The sequence below is a fragment of the Stenotrophomonas rhizophila genome (assembly GCF_003651185.1).
Taxonomy (GTDB): Bacteria; Pseudomonadota; Gammaproteobacteria; order Xanthomonadales; family Xanthomonadaceae; genus Stenotrophomonas; species Stenotrophomonas maltophilia_Z.
The window spans coordinates 1,263,053-1,278,589 of the sequence record NZ_RCDC01000004.1; the positions used below are offsets into that span (position 1 = coordinate 1,263,053).

At 65.0% G+C, this 15,537-nt stretch carries 9 protein-coding genes and 1 pseudogene; 4 read left to right on the forward strand and 6 right to left on the reverse strand.

Going from position 1 to position 15,537, the window contains the following annotated elements; all coding sequences use genetic code 11:
- Window positions 1–69 precede the first annotated feature (69 nt).
- On the reverse strand, window positions 70–927 hold the full coding sequence (apbC, locus tag BCL79_RS05720) for an iron-sulfur cluster carrier protein ApbC (RefSeq protein WP_183073681.1): 858 nt from the start codon (window positions 925–927) through the stop codon (window positions 70–72).
- 204 nt (window positions 928–1,131) lie between these two features.
- Here apbC and BCL79_RS05725 point away from each other — a divergent pair, with 204 nt between their 5' ends.
- The 4 genes from BCL79_RS05725 to BCL79_RS05740 all read left to right on the forward strand — a co-directional run bounded on the left by BCL79_RS05725 (window position 1,132) and on the right by BCL79_RS05740 (window position 11,762).
- Complete coding sequence (locus BCL79_RS05725; protein ID WP_121038505.1) at window positions 1,132–3,933, forward strand: TonB-dependent receptor domain-containing protein; 2,802 nt, start codon at window positions 1,132–1,134, stop codon at window positions 3,931–3,933.
- Between the two features lie 530 nt (window positions 3,934–4,463).
- Complete coding sequence (locus tag BCL79_RS05730) at window positions 4,464–7,277, forward strand: TonB-dependent receptor plug domain-containing protein (protein ID WP_121041170.1); 2,814 nt, start codon at window positions 4,464–4,466, stop codon at window positions 7,275–7,277.
- A 219-nt stretch (window positions 7,278–7,496) separates the two neighbouring features.
- Window positions 7,497–9,605 carry a M13 family metallopeptidase gene (locus BCL79_RS05735; RefSeq protein WP_183073747.1) on the forward strand — a complete coding sequence of 703 codons (2,109 nt, stop codon included), beginning with the start codon at window positions 7,497–7,499 and terminating at the stop codon, window positions 9,603–9,605.
- Window positions 9,606–9,749: 144 nt separating this feature from the next.
- Window positions 9,750–11,762, forward strand: coding sequence for a M13 family metallopeptidase (locus BCL79_RS05740; protein WP_121038511.1), 2,013 nt, complete (start codon window positions 9,750–9,752; stop codon window positions 11,760–11,762).
- Window positions 11,763–11,862: 100 nt separating this feature from the next.
- Here BCL79_RS05740 and BCL79_RS05745 read toward each other — a convergent pair whose 3' ends face one another.
- The 5 genes and pseudogenes from BCL79_RS05745 to BCL79_RS05765 all read right to left on the reverse strand — a co-directional run.
- Entirely contained in the window at window positions 11,863–12,537 is a 675-nt protein-coding gene (locus tag BCL79_RS05745) for a rhomboid family intramembrane serine protease (protein WP_121038514.1), read from the reverse strand.
- 89 nt (window positions 12,538–12,626) lie between these two features.
- On the reverse strand, window positions 12,627–13,079 hold the full coding sequence (locus BCL79_RS05750) for an MGMT family protein (RefSeq protein WP_428999405.1): 453 nt from the start codon (window positions 13,077–13,079) through the stop codon (window positions 12,627–12,629).
- Window positions 12,986–13,906 (reverse strand): DMT family transporter, encoded by a 921-nt coding sequence (locus tag BCL79_RS05755; RefSeq protein ID WP_121041174.1) that lies wholly within the window; start codon window positions 13,904–13,906, stop codon window positions 12,986–12,988. The genes BCL79_RS05750 and BCL79_RS05755 overlap by 94 nt, the downstream gene beginning before the upstream one ends.
- A gap of 122 nt (window positions 13,907–14,028) precedes the next feature.
- Window positions 14,029–15,384 carry a glutathione-disulfide reductase gene (gene gorA, locus BCL79_RS05760; protein WP_121038517.1) on the reverse strand — a complete coding sequence of 452 codons (1,356 nt, stop codon included), beginning with the start codon at window positions 15,382–15,384 and terminating at the stop codon, window positions 14,029–14,031.
- A pseudogene (locus BCL79_RS05765) lies at window positions 15,381–15,524 on the reverse strand (amino acid dehydrogenase); the annotation flags it as partial. The gene gorA and the pseudogene BCL79_RS05765, both read right to left, overlap by 4 nt.
- Window positions 15,525–15,537 lie beyond the last annotated feature (13 nt).

Consider the following 15,537-nt stretch of genomic DNA (forward strand, 5'->3'; position numbering starts at 1 on the left):
CCGCCATTATGCCGCAGCCCCCCTGCCCCGGCACGCGTAGTCGGGGGCCGCTGCGGCGACCGCCCCGGCTCAGATCAGCGAGGACAGGATCGGAATGCTGGCCCGCGGGCGCTTGGCCACTTCCTCGATCAGGCGCTGCGCGGCGCGCAGATAGGCCTGGGCGGCCGAGGATTCCGGCGCGGCGGCGGTGATCGGGGTGCCCGCATCGCCCTGCTCGCGGATGCCGATTTCCAGCGGGAGCGAGCCCAGCAGCGGCACCCCGTACTGGGCAGCCATGCGCTCGCCGCCGCCTTCGCCGAACAGATGCTCCACCTGGCCGCAGTTGCTGCAGGTGTGCACGGCCATGTTTTCGACAATGCCCAGCACCGGCACCTCGACCTTCTCGAACATCTTCAGCGCCTTCTTCGCATCCAGCGTGGCGATGTCCTGCGGCGTGGTGACGATCACCGCACCGGCCAGCGGAATCTTCTGGGTCAAGGTCAGCTGGATGTCACCGGTGCCCGGCGGCAGATCGATCAGCAGATAGTCCAGGTCGTCCCACAACGTATCGTTGAAGAACTGCGTCATCGCCGAGGTCGCCATCGGACCGCGCCAGATCATCGGCGTCTCGTCCTCGATCAGATACCCGATCGACATGGTCTCCACCCCGAAGGCGCGCATCGGCTCGATCGACTTGTTGTCCGGACTCTCCGGGCGACCGCTCAGGCCAAGCATCGCCGGTACGCTGGGGCCGTAGATATCGGCATCCAGCAGGCCCACGCGCGCGCCGAGCGCGGCAAGTGCGACAGCCAGGTTGACCGCGGTGGTCGACTTGCCGACCCCGCCTTTGCCTGACCCCACCGCGATCACGTTGCGGATGCGCGGATGCGGCGACAACCCCTTCTGCACTTGGCTGGCGTGGGGACGACGCGTCTGGCTGGCACTCACTGCGGGCACTCCGGAAACACAACAATGGGACGCACCACTATACAACCTTGACTGCACCTGACTGAAAATCGCGATTGCTACGAAACCATGCAATTTTCGTTAAGTTCATGTTACGGTCGAAACGCACTACGTTGAGCGTTTTCCGCGCGTTCCGGGAGGGAATCATTGGCGTCAGTGCTTTCTGTTTTGTTCTATGGACTATCAATGAATTACAGCACCACCGCACGTCGCAACACGCTCGCCGCTGCATTGTTCTCGGCCCTGATCGCCACTGCAGCCGCTCCGGCCATGGCACAGGATAAAGCCACGACGCTGGACAAAGTCACCGTCACCGGCTCGCTGATTCCGCAGACCGATATCGAAACCCAGACTCCGGTGATGTCCATCACCGCGCAGGACATCCAGACCCGCGGCTTCACCAGCGTGGCCGAAGTCCTGCAGCAGTCCTCGCTGACCACCGGCGGCCTCCAGGGCGGCCAGACCTCGGCGTCCTTCACCCAGGGCGCGGAAGCCTCGGGCATGTTCGGCCTGAATCCGGGCTACACCAAGTACCTGATCAACGGCCGTCCGATGATGTCGTACCCGGCGCTGTACAACGGCGGCGATACGTTCAACAACATCAGCGGCATTCCGATCGACATCGTCGAGCGCATTGAAGTCCTGCCGGGCGGCCAGTCGTCGCTGTACGGTTCGGACGCCATTGCCGGCGTGGTCAACATCATCCTCAAGGAACGCATGGACGGCGGCAGCATCTCCGTTCGTGGCGGCACCTACACCGAAGGCGGCGGCAACAGCGTGCGCTTCAGCGGCGCGCATGGTTTCAGCGCGTTCGATGACCGCTTCAACGCACTGGTCAACGTGCAGATCGAGTCGAGCAACCCGATCTGGGGCTACCAGCGCGACCTGACCCGCACCACCAATGCCAACGGCTACACCGCACAGCTGCCGAGCAATGATTTCGCCGTCATCGACGCCGATACCAACCGCCTGTACATGATGGACCCGAACAACTGCGCCAACGTGGCCGGCCAGTTCGGCGGTACCACGGTGCTGGGCAATCGCCCGACCGGCCAGTCGTGCGGTACCTACTTCGGCGCCGGCTACAAGACGCTGAAGAACGGCAAGGACAGCGGCCAGTTCTATTCCGCGATGACCTTCGACGTCAACGACAACCTGCAGCTGTTCGCCGACGTGCTGTACAGCAAGGAAAAGACCGAGTACACCTCCGGCTCCAGCTACCTGTGGTGGGGCACCAAGAGCGGCATGGGCGGCTTCTACGACCAGTCCTCGGGCAAGGTGGTGAACCTGCAGCGTGCATTCGCACCGGAAGACATCGGTGGCCAGGGCTACAACGACGTCCTCAACAGTGACGAGAGCCGCTCCTACCAGGTGACCCTGGGCGCGAAGGGCATGGCCGGCAACTGGGACTACAGCGCCAGCTTCACCCGCGGTGAGTACAAGCTCACCGAAAACAAGTTCATGCGTTGGAAGGACCCGATCAACAACTACTTCGCCGAACACGTCCTGGGCCCGCAGCTGGGCACCACGGCCGACGGCTGGGGCATCTACAACCCGAACTACGACGCGTTCTACTCGCCGATCTCGCCGGAAGATTTCGCCAGCTTCACCGGCTACGCGACCAACCGCAGCCGTACCTGGCAGAACCTGGGCCGCGTGCAGATCACCAACGGCTCGCTGTTCTCGCTGCCGGGCGGTGACGCCGGTTTCGCGGTCGTGGTCGAAGGTGGCAGCGAAGGCTGGGATTACTCGCCCGACCAGCGTCTGCTCGACGGCCAGGTGTGGGGTTCGTCGGCCGTGGCCGGCAATGGCCACCGCAGCAACTATGCGGTGACCTCCGAGCTGCGCATGCCGGTCCTGGAGCAGGTCACGGTGACCGCCTCGGGTCGCTACGATGCGTTCAAGATCGCCGACAACACCGTCGACAAGGCCACCTACAGCCTGGGCCTGGAATACCGCCCGATCGACAGCCTGCTGTTCCGCGGCAAGTACGGCACCGCGTTCCGCGCACCGACCCTGTCCGATGCCTTCCAGGGCAAGAGCGGGTACTACGCGGCCAACTCGACCGATTACTACCGTTGCGGCACCCTGGGCTATGCACCGGGCAATACCGCCGACTGCCGTTACCACGACAACGTCTCGGTGTACTCCGAGCGTGCCGGCAACCCGGACCTGGAGCCGATCACGGCCGACGTCTGGAACGCCGGCGTGGTCTGGGCACCGATGCCGAACCTGTCGATCTCGGCCGACTACTACAACTGGAAGATCGAGAACGAAGTCGATACGGCCAGCACCGACCAGTTGCTGCTGGCCGAGTACTACTGCCGCAACGGCCTGCCGAACGGTTCCTCGGCCAGCTGCCAGAACGTGGCGGACTGGGTCGTGCGCGACGCCGCCGGCAACCTGAGCAGCCTGTACACCCCGAAGATGAACGTGGCTCGCCAGAACCTGCAGGCCGTGACCGTCGGCTTCAAGTATCTGCAGGACATCGGCCGTTTCGGCTCGCTGCAGTTCTCGGCCAACTACACCAACATGCTCAAGCGTGAAGTGCAGTCGCAGCCGGGCGAGGAGTTCCAGGATCTGCTGGGCAACCCGATCGCGATGTGGAACTACGACAACTTCGCCAAGGTCCGCAGCGATGCGTCCGTGGGCTGGTCGGTCGACAAGTTCACCACCACGCTGTACGCGAACTACATCGGCAAGACCCCGAACTACCTGGCCGGCATCAATGGCTATGACTACGTCCACCCGGCATCGGGCAAGGCCGCAGGCAAGTGGGGTTCCTACACCACGTACAACCTGAGCGTGAACTATCGCGCACAGGACGACCTGACGCTCTCGCTGATGGTCAACAACGTGTTCAACAAGATGCCCGACGGCCAGGCTTACAGCTACCTGGGCACCTCGGGTGCGCCGTACAACACCGGCCTGTACAACGCATACGGCCGTGCCGTGTACGTCCAGGCCAAGTACGACTTCGGCAAGTAATCGCCGCAGGCAGCACCGGCGACCGTGCAGGGCCCTGCCCTGCCGGTTCGCCAACCGGAACGCCCCGAAAGGGGCGTTTCGCGTTTGTGCACCTGCAACCGGCGTGATGCCCGTCCGCCTGCCTGGCTACAACGACACGCGCCGCCTCAACAGGGGCATGTGCATGTCCGACGTTTTCATGGCGCGATGCGCCTATGGGACAGGCATATGCACACCGATCTCAGTTGTTAATTCCGAGCCATATTCAGCATTCACTCATTGACGAAACATAAATAAAATTTCATTTAGTCCCAGGCAATTGTTTTTCAACGCCTTTCACTTTCCGTCAACGCTCAGCGCTTATCGACGATGACCATTCAGAGAATTTCACGTTAAGCGTGTGTTACGTTCGCCGCACGCCGGTTTCAACTGAACGCAGAATGAAACCACCAAGGACGGCCGCCCAGGCCTGATACCGGTTCGTTGTTGAACGCAGTCAAGAAGTCCCATGGAAGGGAAAGCCACGACATCACTACTACACGGGGTTGCACATGTCTTGCCAAGGTAATTCGATCTCGCGTCATCCGCTTGCCGCCGCCGTTCTCACCGGCCTGCTGCTCACCAGCGCCTCCGTCTTCGCACAGGACAACGCCGCCACCAATCTCGATCGTGTCACTGTCACCGGGTCCTTGATCCCGCAGACCGAGATCGAGAACCACACGCCGGTCCTGACTGTCACCGCCGAAGACATCCAGACCCGCGGCTTCACCAGCATCTCCGAAGTCCTGCAGCAGTCTTCGCTGACCACCGGTGGCCTGCAGGGCGGCCAGACCGCCGCCTCGTTCACCCAGGGCGCTGAAGCGGCCGGCATGTTCGGCCTGGATCCGGGCTATACCAAGTACCTGATCAATGGCCGGCCGATGCTGCAGTACCCGGCGCTGTACAACGGCAGCGACGCGTTCAACAACCTCAGCGGCATTCCGATCGACATCGTCGAGCGCATTGAGATCCTGCCGGGCGGCCAGTCCTCCCTGTACGGCTCGGATGCGATCGCCGGTGTGGTCAACATCATCCTGAAAGAACGCATGGACGGCGGCGTGCTCAACGTCCGCGGGGGCGCCACCACCGAAGGCGGCGGCAACAACATCCGCGTCAGCGGTGCCAAGGGCTTCAACAGCGCCGATGACCGCTTCAATGCGCTGGTCAATGTGCAGTACGAAAAGAGCAACCCGATCTGGGGCTACCAGCGCGACCTGACCCGCACCAACAACCGCGTCGGCTACAGCGCGCAGGTGCCGGCCAACGATTTCCTGGTCTATCTGCCGGCGGACAACAACGCGTTCGTGATGATGGATCCGACCCGCTGCGCCAGCGTCGCCGGCCAGTTCGGCGGCACCACCGTGCTGGGCACCCGCGCGGCCGGCGAGTCCTGCGGTTCGGCCTACGGCGCCGGCTACCGCACACTGAAGAACGACAAGGAGAGCAGCCAGTTCTACAGCTCGATGACGTTCGATGTGAACGACAACTTCACCCTGTTCGCCGATGCGTTGTACAGCCTGGAAGAGGTCAAGTACACGCCGGGTTCGGGCTATACGTTCTGGGGCAGCGACCTGAGTTTCGGCGCGTTCTATGACCAGGACACCGATCAGTACATGAACCTGCAGCGCGCGTTCGCGCCCGAAGACATCGGGCCGAACGGCTACAAGGACATCCTCAACACCGACCGCAACAAGGCCTACCAGGTCACCCTGGGCGGGCGTGGCACCTTCGGCAACTGGGACTACAGCGCCAGCTTCAGCCGCGGCGAGTACAAGCTCACCGAGCGCGGCTTCGTGCGCTGGGCCGATGACATCGACAGCTACTTCGAAGACCGCGTGCTCGGCCCGGTGCTGGGCACCACCGATGACGGCTACAACATCTACAGCCCGAACTGGGGCGCGTTCTATTCGCAGCTGCCGGCCGGTGATTTCCAGAGCTTCACCGGCTACACCTACAACCAGAGCAAGACCTGGCAGAACCTGGGCCGCTTCCAGATCACCAACGGCTCGCTGTTCACCCTGCCCGGTGGCGATGCAGGTTTCGCCGTGGTCGCCGAAGCCGGCAGCGAAGGCTGGGACTACCGCCCGGACGAGCGCTTGATGGATGGCAGCGTGTGGGGCACCACCTCGGTAGCCGGCAATGGCCATCGCAGCAACTACGCCGTCACCTCCGAACTGCGCCTGCCGCTGATCGACTCGCTGACCGTCACCGGTTCGGGCCGCTATGACGCCTACAAGATCGCCGACAACACCGTCGACAAGGCCACCTACAGCGTCGGCGTGGAGTTCCGTCCGATCGAAAGCCTGCTGTTCCGCGGCAAGTACGGCACTGCGTTCCGTGCGCCGACCCTGCCCGATGCCTTCCAGGGCGAGAGCGGCTACTACGCCAACGGCGCGGTCGATTACTACCGTTGCGGCCAGCTCGGCTACGCCCCGGCCGATACCCTGGCCTGCCCGTACGGCAACGAATCGGTGTTCGGCGTGCAGGCCGGCAACACCGAGCTGGAACCGATCACCGCCGATGTCTGGAATGCCGGCGTGGTCTGGGCACCGATGAATAACCTCTCTGTCTCGGTGGACTACTACAACTGGAAGATCGACAACGAAGTCGACACCCTGAGCTCGGACCAGCTGCTGCGCGCGGAATACTACTGCCGCAATGGCCAGGGCAACCCGACCTCGGCCAGCTGCGAGAACGTCGCGGACTGGATCACCCGCGATGCCGCCGGCAACATCGAGCAGATCTTCACGCCCAAGCTCAACGTCGCGCGCCAGAACCTGCAGGCCCTGACGGCCAGCTTCAAGTACGTGCAGGACATCGGCCGCTTCGGCTCGCTGCAGTTCGCCAGCAACTACACCAACATCCTCAAGCGCGAGCTGCAGCCGCAGCCGGGCGATGACTACCTGGATCTGCTGCGCGACCCGTATGCGATGTGGTACTACGACGCCTACGCCAAGGTCCGTACCGATGGGTCGGTGGGCTGGGCCAAGGACCGCTGGACCACCACGCTGTACTTCAACTACATCGGCAAGACGCCGAACTACATGTCCTACCTGGGCGAGAGCTTCGACTACGTCCACCCGTCCGGTTACAAGGCTGGCAAGTGGGGCTCGTACACCACCTACAACCTGAGCGTGAACTACCGGGCGTTGGACAACCTCACCCTCTCGGTGATGGTCAGCAACGTGTTCAACAAGATGCCCGACGGCCAGGCCCACAGCTACGCCGGCAACATCGCCTCGCCGTACAACAGCAGCATCTACAACCCGTACGGCCGCGCGGTGTATGTGCAGGCCAAGTACGATTTCGGCACCAAGACCAACTGAGCCGCCCCCAGGGATGACACCCCCAGGCCCCGCCGCAAGGCGGGGCTTTTCTTGTCCGCCCGGGGCCAGGGCCACGTCCGCAGTTGACCGGATCGGGCCTCTTGCCATCGGCCATGACCTTCGACACCCTTGCAGGCCGGGCCAGCGGCGTATCGTCTGGCCCACAGGCCCTTCCGGGCCATTCCTGCATGACTTTCCGGCCTGGAGGCCAATCACGTGATCGCTCGTACACCCAAACTGGTACTGCTGACCCTGGCCGTTTCGGCCGCGCTGGTCGGCTGCGGCAAGAACGAAACCCCGGCCACGGACAGCGCAGCCTCCACCGCCGCGCCGGCGGCCCCCGCCGCCACCGAGTACACGCTCGACGAGAGCAAGCTGCCGGCCTACAACGCCTTCCACCCGTCCGATCTGGACACCAGCATGGACGCCTGCGGTGCGTTCGGTGACTACGTCAACAGCAAGTGGCTGGCCGCCAATGAGATCCCGGCCGACCGCACCAGCTGGGGCGCCTTCACCATCCTGGACGAGCGCTCGGTCGCCGTGCAGCACCAGCTCGCCGAGCAGGTCGCGGCGGTCAAGAACCCGGCCGGCATCGAAAAGATCGTCGGCGACTTCTGGGCCACCGGCATGGACGAAGCCAAGATCAATGCCCAGGGCATCGAGCCGATCAAGGCCGAACTGACCGCCATCGACGGCCTGCAGGACAAGGACGCGATCGCCAACTACCTGCGCACCAGCGCGGCCAAGGGCGAGAACGTGCTGTTCGGCTTCGGCCCGGAAGCGGACTTCAAGAATTCCAGCATGAACCTGGCCTACGCCAGCCAGGGCGGCCTCGGCCTGCCCGACACCACTTACTACACCGACGCCAAGAACGCCGACAAGCTCAAGGCCTACCAGGCCCATGTGGCCAAGGTGCTGGAACTGGCCGGCGTGGCCACGGCCGATGCCGAGAAGCAGGCCGCCGATGTGGTCAAGTTCGAAACCCGCCTGGCCAAGGCCTCCAAGTCCAGCGTCGAGCTCTCGCGCGATGTCTCGCTGTTCTACAACCCGGTCACCGTGGCCGATGCGGACGCGCTGACCCCGAACTTCAGCTGGACCGAGTTCTTCAAGGCCCAGGGCATCGCCGCGCCGGAGAAGTTCTCGCTGGCCATGCCGAGCTTCCACCAGGAAGTGAGCAAGGCGCTGGGCGACACCGACCCGTCGGTGTGGCGCGCCTACCTGCGCTTCCACACCGTGGACGGCGCCTCGCCGTACCTGGCCGATGCCTTCGTCAACGAGAACTACAACTTCTACGGTAAGACCCTGAACGGTCAGAAGGAGCAGAAGCCGCGTTGGAAGCGCGTGCTGGGCACCATCGAAAACGATGCCGGCGATGCGTTCGGCCAGCTGTACGTCAAGGTCGCGTTCTCGCCGGAAGCCAAGGCCAAGATGGAAGAACTGGTCAAGAACCTGGCCGCCTCGCTCAAGGAGCGCATCCAGGGCCTGACCTGGATGAGCGACGAGACCAAGGCCAAGGCGATCGCCAAGTGGGAAACCTTCACCCCGAAGATCGGCTACCCGGACAAGTGGCGTGACTGGAGCGGCCTGACCACCGGTCGCGACAGCTACCTGGGCAACGTGCGCGCGGCGAACGAATTCAATTACAAGTTCGCGCTGTCCAAGATCGGCCAGCCGGTGGACAAGACCGAGTGGGGCATGACCCCGCAGACGGTCAATGCCTACTACAACCCGCTGCAGAACGAGATCGTGTTCCCGGCCGCCATCCTGCAGCCGCCGTTCTTCGACCCCAAGGCCGATGATGCGCTGAACTACGGCGGCATCGGTGCGGTGATCGGCCACGAAATGACCCACGGTTATGACGACCAGGGCAGCCGCTTCGGGCCGACCGGCAACTTCGAGAACTGGTGGACCGAGGCGGACACCAAGAACTTCAGCGGCCTGACCGGCAAGCTGATCAAGCAGTTCGACGGTTACAAGGTGGACGGCCAGCCGGTCAACGGCAAGCTGACCCTGGGCGAGAACATCGCCGACCTGGGTGGCCTGGCCACCGCCTACGACGCCCTGCAGAAGGCCTCGGCCGGCAAGGAAGACCCGAAGGTCGACGGCTTTACCCGCGACCAGCGCTTCTTCTTCAACTGGGCCACCGTGTGGCGCACCAAGTACACCCCGGAGAACATGAAGGTCCGTCTGGCGACCGACCCGCATGCCCCGGCGCAGTTCCGTGCGATGGGTGCCCCGTCGAACCTGCCGACCTTTGCCGCTGCGTTCCAGTGCAAAGCCGGTTCGCCGATGGTGCGCGCCGGCGACCAGCAGGTGGTGATCTGGTAAGCCATCGCGCCCACGCGTGAGGTGATGCATGCAAAGGCCCGGGATCTCCCGGGCCTTTGCTTTTGCGGCGCATGCTCCCCATCACGCTCGTTTCGCTTTGCTTGGTACACTCGCGCGATCCCAATCCTGCTGGATTCGCTTTACATGTCCAACCTCCGTCCGCTCGCCATTGCCCTGGGCCTGAGCCTGGCCTCCCTGGTCATCGCACACGATGCGCACGCCGCGCCGAAGAAGAAGGCCGCCGCCCGCGCGCCGGCCGTCAGCGCCCAGTGCAGCGACTTCTACGAGGCCACCAACGCGACCTGGCTGAAAGCCAATCCGGTGCCGCAGACCGGTGCCACCACCGCACTGGGCCAGCTGGCCGACCGCGCGCGCCAGCAGCAGCGTGAACTGCTGGATGGGGCGATGACCGCACCGCAGGGCAACGTGCAGAAGCTGCTCGGCGACTTCTGGGCCAGCGGCCTGGACGAGGCCGCGGTGGAAGCCGACGGTTCCAACCCGATCGCCCCGTTGCTGACCCGCATCAACGCGATCAAGAAGGCCAAGGACGTGCCGGCCTCGATCGCCGCGCTGCACCAGGTCGGCATCCCGGTGGCCTTCAACTTTGCCCCGGACGTGGACCTGAAGGCGCTGGACCGCCACATCGGTTACTTCATGCAGGGCGGCATGGGCCTGCCGGACCCGGCGTTCTATACCCGTACCGATGCCGACACCGTCGCGCTGATGGCGCGCTACCGTACTTACGTCAAGCAGGTGCTGGCGCTGACCGGTACCCCGGCTGACAAGCTCGATGCCGAATCGCAGTCGGTGATCGCGCTGGAGACCGAGCTGGCGCGCAATGCGCAGTCGCTGGCCGGCATCAACAATCCGTTCAACAACTACGCGCCGATCTCCACCAAGGAGCTCAACAGCCGTTACCGCAACCTGCAGCTGGAGGCCTTCCTGAAGGCACAGGGCGTCAATGACGACCTGGTCTCGCTGTCCGATCCGGCGCTGTTCAAGCAGCTCGACGGCATGGTCACCCGGCTCAAGCCGGAACAGTGGAAGGTCTACCTGCGCTGGCGCGTGGGTGATGCGATGGCCCCGTACCTGTCCAAGGCCTACCGCGATGCCGAATTCGAATTCCGTGGCCGTGTGATGCGTGGCCAGACCCTGCCGCCGGCGCGCTGGGAGCAGGTGCTGGATGCGATCAACGTGGCTGCCGGCCCGATGGTCGGCCGCGAATATGCGGCCAAGCACCTGTCGGCCGACGACCGTCGCAAGGCAGCGCTGGTCGTGGACAAGATCCGCGAAGTGCAGATCGATGCGGTCAAGCGCAGCACCTGGATGAGCGATGAGGCCAAGACCGAAGCACAGGCCAAGCTGGCTGCGCTGAAGATCGAGATCGGCACCCCGCTGCGCGATCTGGACTACACGGTGCAGCCGATGGGCCGCGGTAGCTTCGGCGGCAACATGCTGATCGCCTCCACCTGGCGCCACCGCGAGGAAATGAAGCGCATCGGCAAGGGCAACGCCGACCGCCGCTGGGACGTGCTGCCGCAGCAGCCGGCACTGGCGTATGACATCGCGCAGAACCGCCTGATCGTCACCGCCGCCGTGCTGCAGGGCCCGGTGTTCAATGCCAAGGGCGATACCGCCGACCTGTTCGGCAGCTACGGCGCGCTCGTCGCGCACGAACTGACCCGTGCGATCGACGCCAAGGGCGCGCTGGTGGATGCCAAGGGCGAACTGCGCAGCTGGTGGACCCCGGCCGACAAGACCGCCTGGACCCTGTTCGGCAACCGCGTGGCCGCGCAGTACAGCGGCTACGACTACCCGGGCGTGAAGGGTGCCAAGGTCAACGGTGAACTCACCCGCGAAGAGAATCTGGCCGACCTGGCCGGTCTGGAACTGGCGTGGGAGGCTTACAAGGCTGTCGAACCGGCGGCCAAGCCGGCCGCCCAGCAGGGCTTCTTCCGTGCGTGGGCGAGCCTGTGGCCGCAGCAGCTGTCGCCGAACGTGGCCGCCCAGCGCGTGACCTCGGACATCCTGGCCCCGGGCCGCTGGCGCACGAATGGCCCGCTGTCCAACCTGCCGGCCTTCGGTGCCACCTTCACCTGCAAGCCCGGCCAGCCGATGCAGCGCGTGGACAACGACCAGATCAAGGTCTGGCGCTGAGTCTGGCTATGTAGCAAACGAAAAGGGCGCCCACTGGGCGCCCTTTTCGTTTAACGGGGACGGAGGTGGTTATTAACTACCTCCGTCCCTGTTATTTGCCTTACTTGATGCTGCGCAGGTGGTTGGGACGCTTCGGCGGGCCCGGCGGACGTCGGTTGTTGAACGGTGGTTGGCCGCGCCAGTAGCGGATCAACAGCCAGCCGAACAGCATGCCGCCCAAGTGCGCGAAGTGGGCCACGCCCGGCTGCCAGCCGGTGGCGCCCAGCATCAGTTCCATCGCGCCGAACACGATCACGAAGGTACGTGCCTTCATCGGGATCGGCGGGAACAGCAGCATCACCCGCTGGTTGGGGAACAGCATGCCGTAGGCCAGCAACAGGCCGAACACGCCACCCGAAGCACCCAGCACCGTGGCCGGGTCGGCCAGCATCATGCCGACCAGCAGCTGGCACAGGCCGGCGCCGGCGACGCACACCAGGTAATAGGTGAGGAAGCGTTTTTCGCCCCAGGTCTGTTCCAGCGGCGCACCGAACATGAAGAGCGCGAGCATGTTGAAGAACAGATGGCCGAAGCTGCCATGCAGGAAGCCATAGGTCAGCAGCTGCCAGGGCTGGAAATTGCCGCCCGGCGAGAACGGATCGAAGCCGCCCCCCAGAGGCTGCAGCATGAAGGGCTCGAACGTGGCATTGCCAAGCAGGAACGGCTGCTGCAGCAGGAACAGCAGGGCATTGGCGATCAGCAACGCTTTGGTGACAGTGGGCAGGCGCGGAAACATGAGGGCATCCTTTGGAACTGCGCCCATCATAGCCGCAGCACCCGGCCGCGATCTGCGCGCCAGCGCGGGCATTCAACGCGCAGGCAGCGTCAGCCCGGTCCCCACAGGGCGGCATCCAGATCATTGGCACCGGCCACCGGCATGCCCTTGACCCGCCCCCGCTCGATCGCCACGCCCTCGGCGCGCAGCCGCTGGCTCTGTTCTTTCCACCCGGCCGAGCCTTCCGGCATCGCGATGCGCCCGTCCGAGCGCAGCACGCGGTGCCACGGCAGTTCCGGGTCGTCATTCATGCCAAGCACGCGTGCGGTCAGCCGCGCCCTGCCCGGCAGCCCGGCCTTGGCGGCGACCTGGCCATAGCCCATCACCTGCCCGCGCGGAATCGCCCGGATCACCGCCAGAATCCGTGCACGCGCCTGCGCCGCCGGGTCATCGCCCACGGCGGCCGCGTTCACGCGCGGACCCGGCTGACCAGCAGCACGCCGAGCAGGACCAGGGCCGTGCCGAGGATCTGCCACGGCCCCATGGGTTCGTCGAGCAGCCATAGACTCATCACGATGGTGGAGACCGGACCGAGCATACCCACCTGGGCGGCCAGCGACGAACCGATCCGCTTCACCGCCAGCATGATCGCCATCACCGGCAGCACCGTGCAGACCGTGGCATTGATCAGCGACAGCCAGTACACCGGCGTGGGCGCCTGGCCCAGCGCGGCCATCGGGTGGAGCACCGCGAAGTGCAGCACGCACAGCACGCAGGCCACGCAGCTGGCATAGGCGGTCAGGCGGATCGCACCGATCCGGGCCACCACCTGGCCACTGCCGAACAGATACAGCGCATAGCTCAGCGCGCTGGCGAACACCAGCGCACTGCCCAGCACGATGCGCCCGCCTTCCAGCTGCAGGTCATGGCCGAAGGCCAGCAGGACGCCGAGATAGCTGAGCACCAGCGCCGCCACCTGCCAGCGACCGGGGCGCTTTTTCAGCAGGACCAGGCTGATCAGCAGCACCAGGGTCGGGTTCAAGTACAGGATCAGCCGTTCCAGTGTCACGCTGATGTACTGCAGGCCCTGGAAGTCCAGCAGGCTGGACAGGTAGTAACCGGTGAAGCCCAGCCACACCACCCGCCCGCGGTCGCCCCACGACAGCGCCGGCGCGCGCCGGGCCGACCACACCGCCAACACCGCGAAAAGCGGAAAGGCCATCAGCATCCGCAGCGCGAGCAGCGTGGTGGCGTCCACGCCATGCCGATAGGCGAGTTTGACGATGACCGCCTTGCCCGAGGCCGCGATCGCGCCGATCGCGGCCAGTGCGATACCGCCGGCGGCGATGCGGCTGGAGGACGTGGGCAGCGAGGAGGCGGGAGAGGACATCAGGACGGCGGACAGCCGCACGGAGGCGGCTGGGCAGCAGGTGGGGCGGCCATTGTCGCATGCGTGGCGGCACTCCCGGATCCCTGCTGCGGCTGCGGCAGGTGCACGCCGCTGATGCGCGTTCAGCGCATCAGTACGACTTCTTCTGCGGAGGTTGGATGGATCGCCACGGTGTCGTCGAACTGGGCCTTGGTCACACCCATCTTCACCGCCAGCGCGAACCCCTGCAGGATTTCATCCGCAGACTCGCCCAGCAGGTGCACGCCGACCACGCGCTCGTCCTCGCCCACGCAGACCAGCTTGAACAGGCTGCGTTGGGTACCGTCAGCCAACGCCTGCAGCATCGGGCGGAAGTTGCTGCGGTACACGCGCACATCGCCGTATCTCGCACAGGCCTCTTCTTCGCTCAGCCCCACCGCGCCCAGGGCCGGATGCGAGAACACCACACTGGCCACGTTTTCATAGTCCATCTTCGCCTGGGGCTGGCCACCGAACAGGCGGTCCATCAGCTTGCGCGCCGCGGCGATCGCCACCGGGGTCAGGCCAACCTTGCCGGCGATGTCGCCCACCGCATGCACGCTGGGTACCGCGGTGGTCTGCCACGCGTCGACCTCGACCTCGCCCTTCTCACCGACCACCACACCCACGGCCTCCAGCCCGAGATCGGCACTGTTACCGCGCCGGCCAGTGGCGAAGAACACGGCATCGAAGTGACCATCGGCGGGCCCGTCGTGCCCGAGCGCCACCACCGCATCACCATCACGCTGCAACTCACGCAGGCGATACCCGAAATGGAGCTGGACGCCCTGATGGCGAAGATTATCGGCGAGCTGTCCGGTCAGTTCCGCATCGAAGCGCTCCAGCAACCGTTCACCACGGACCAGCAGGGTCACGCGGCTGCCGAGCGCCTGCAGCAGCCCGGCCAGCTCCACTGCGATGTAGCCACCGCCCACGATCGCGACCCGCTCCGGCGCACTGCACAGATTGAAGAAATCATCGGAGACCAGGCCCAGTTCGGCACCGGGAATGTCCGGGCGCTGGGGATGGGCACCGGTTGCGATCAGAATGTGCGAGGCGCTGATCCGTACACCATCGCTGCACTCCACGGTGTGCGCATCCACGAGGCGGCCACGACGCGGCACCCGTACCACCTTGTTTTCATCCAGGCGCTTGAGATAGCTGGCATGGATGTTGGCAATGTACGCCTGGCGATGTACCACCAGCTCTTTCCAATCCAGTGATGGGCGCACCGGCACATCGAATCCCATCGCTGCAGCCAGGCCGATGCGTCCGGACAGATCGGCGGCGAGCCACATCGCCTTCTTCGGCACGCAGCCGACATTGACGCAGGTGCCGCCGAGCTCGCCCGGCTCCAGCATCGCTACCCGCTGGCCGTGCTGCGCGGCGCGGAACGCCGCGGCCAGGCCGCCGGAACCACCGCCCAGCACGATCAGGTCATAGTCGTATTGCATCGTCATTGGCATCGCTCAACTCGGTAAGGGGCAGGACCGATCACCGGCGCGCGGCCGTTGATCAGGTCTGCCATCAACTGGCCGGTGCCGACGCTCATGCTCCTGCCCAGCATGCCACGACCGGCTGCGATCCAGACGTGAGGGTGCGCGGCACCGCCG

Bases quoted from the DNA above. Each gene is read 5' to 3' on its own strand.
- BCL79_RS05725 (WP_121038505.1), top strand. From the start codon at position 1,132: ATGAATTACAGCACCACCGCACGTCGCAACACGCTCGCCGCTGCATTG.
- BCL79_RS05730 (WP_121041170.1), top strand. From the start codon at position 4,464: ATGTCTTGCCAAGGTAATTCGATCTCGCGTCATCCGCTTGCCGCCGCC.
- BCL79_RS05740 (WP_121038511.1), top strand. From the start codon at position 9,750: ATGTCCAACCTCCGTCCGCTCGCCATTGCCCTGGGCCTGAGCCTGGCC.
- BCL79_RS05745 (WP_121038514.1), bottom strand. From the start codon at position 12,537: ATGTTTCCGCGCCTGCCCACTGTCACCAAAGCGTTGCTGATCGCCAAT.
- BCL79_RS05750 (WP_428999405.1), bottom strand. From the start codon at position 13,079: ATGGCTGCTCGACGAACCCATGGGGCCGTGGCAGATCCTCGGCACGGC.
- BCL79_RS05755 (WP_121041174.1), bottom strand. From the start codon at position 13,906: ATGTCCTCTCCCGCCTCCTCGCTGCCCACGTCCTCCAGCCGCATCGCC.
- gorA (WP_121038517.1), bottom strand. From the start codon at position 15,384: ATGACGATGCAATACGACTATGACCTGATCGTGCTGGGCGGTGGTTCC.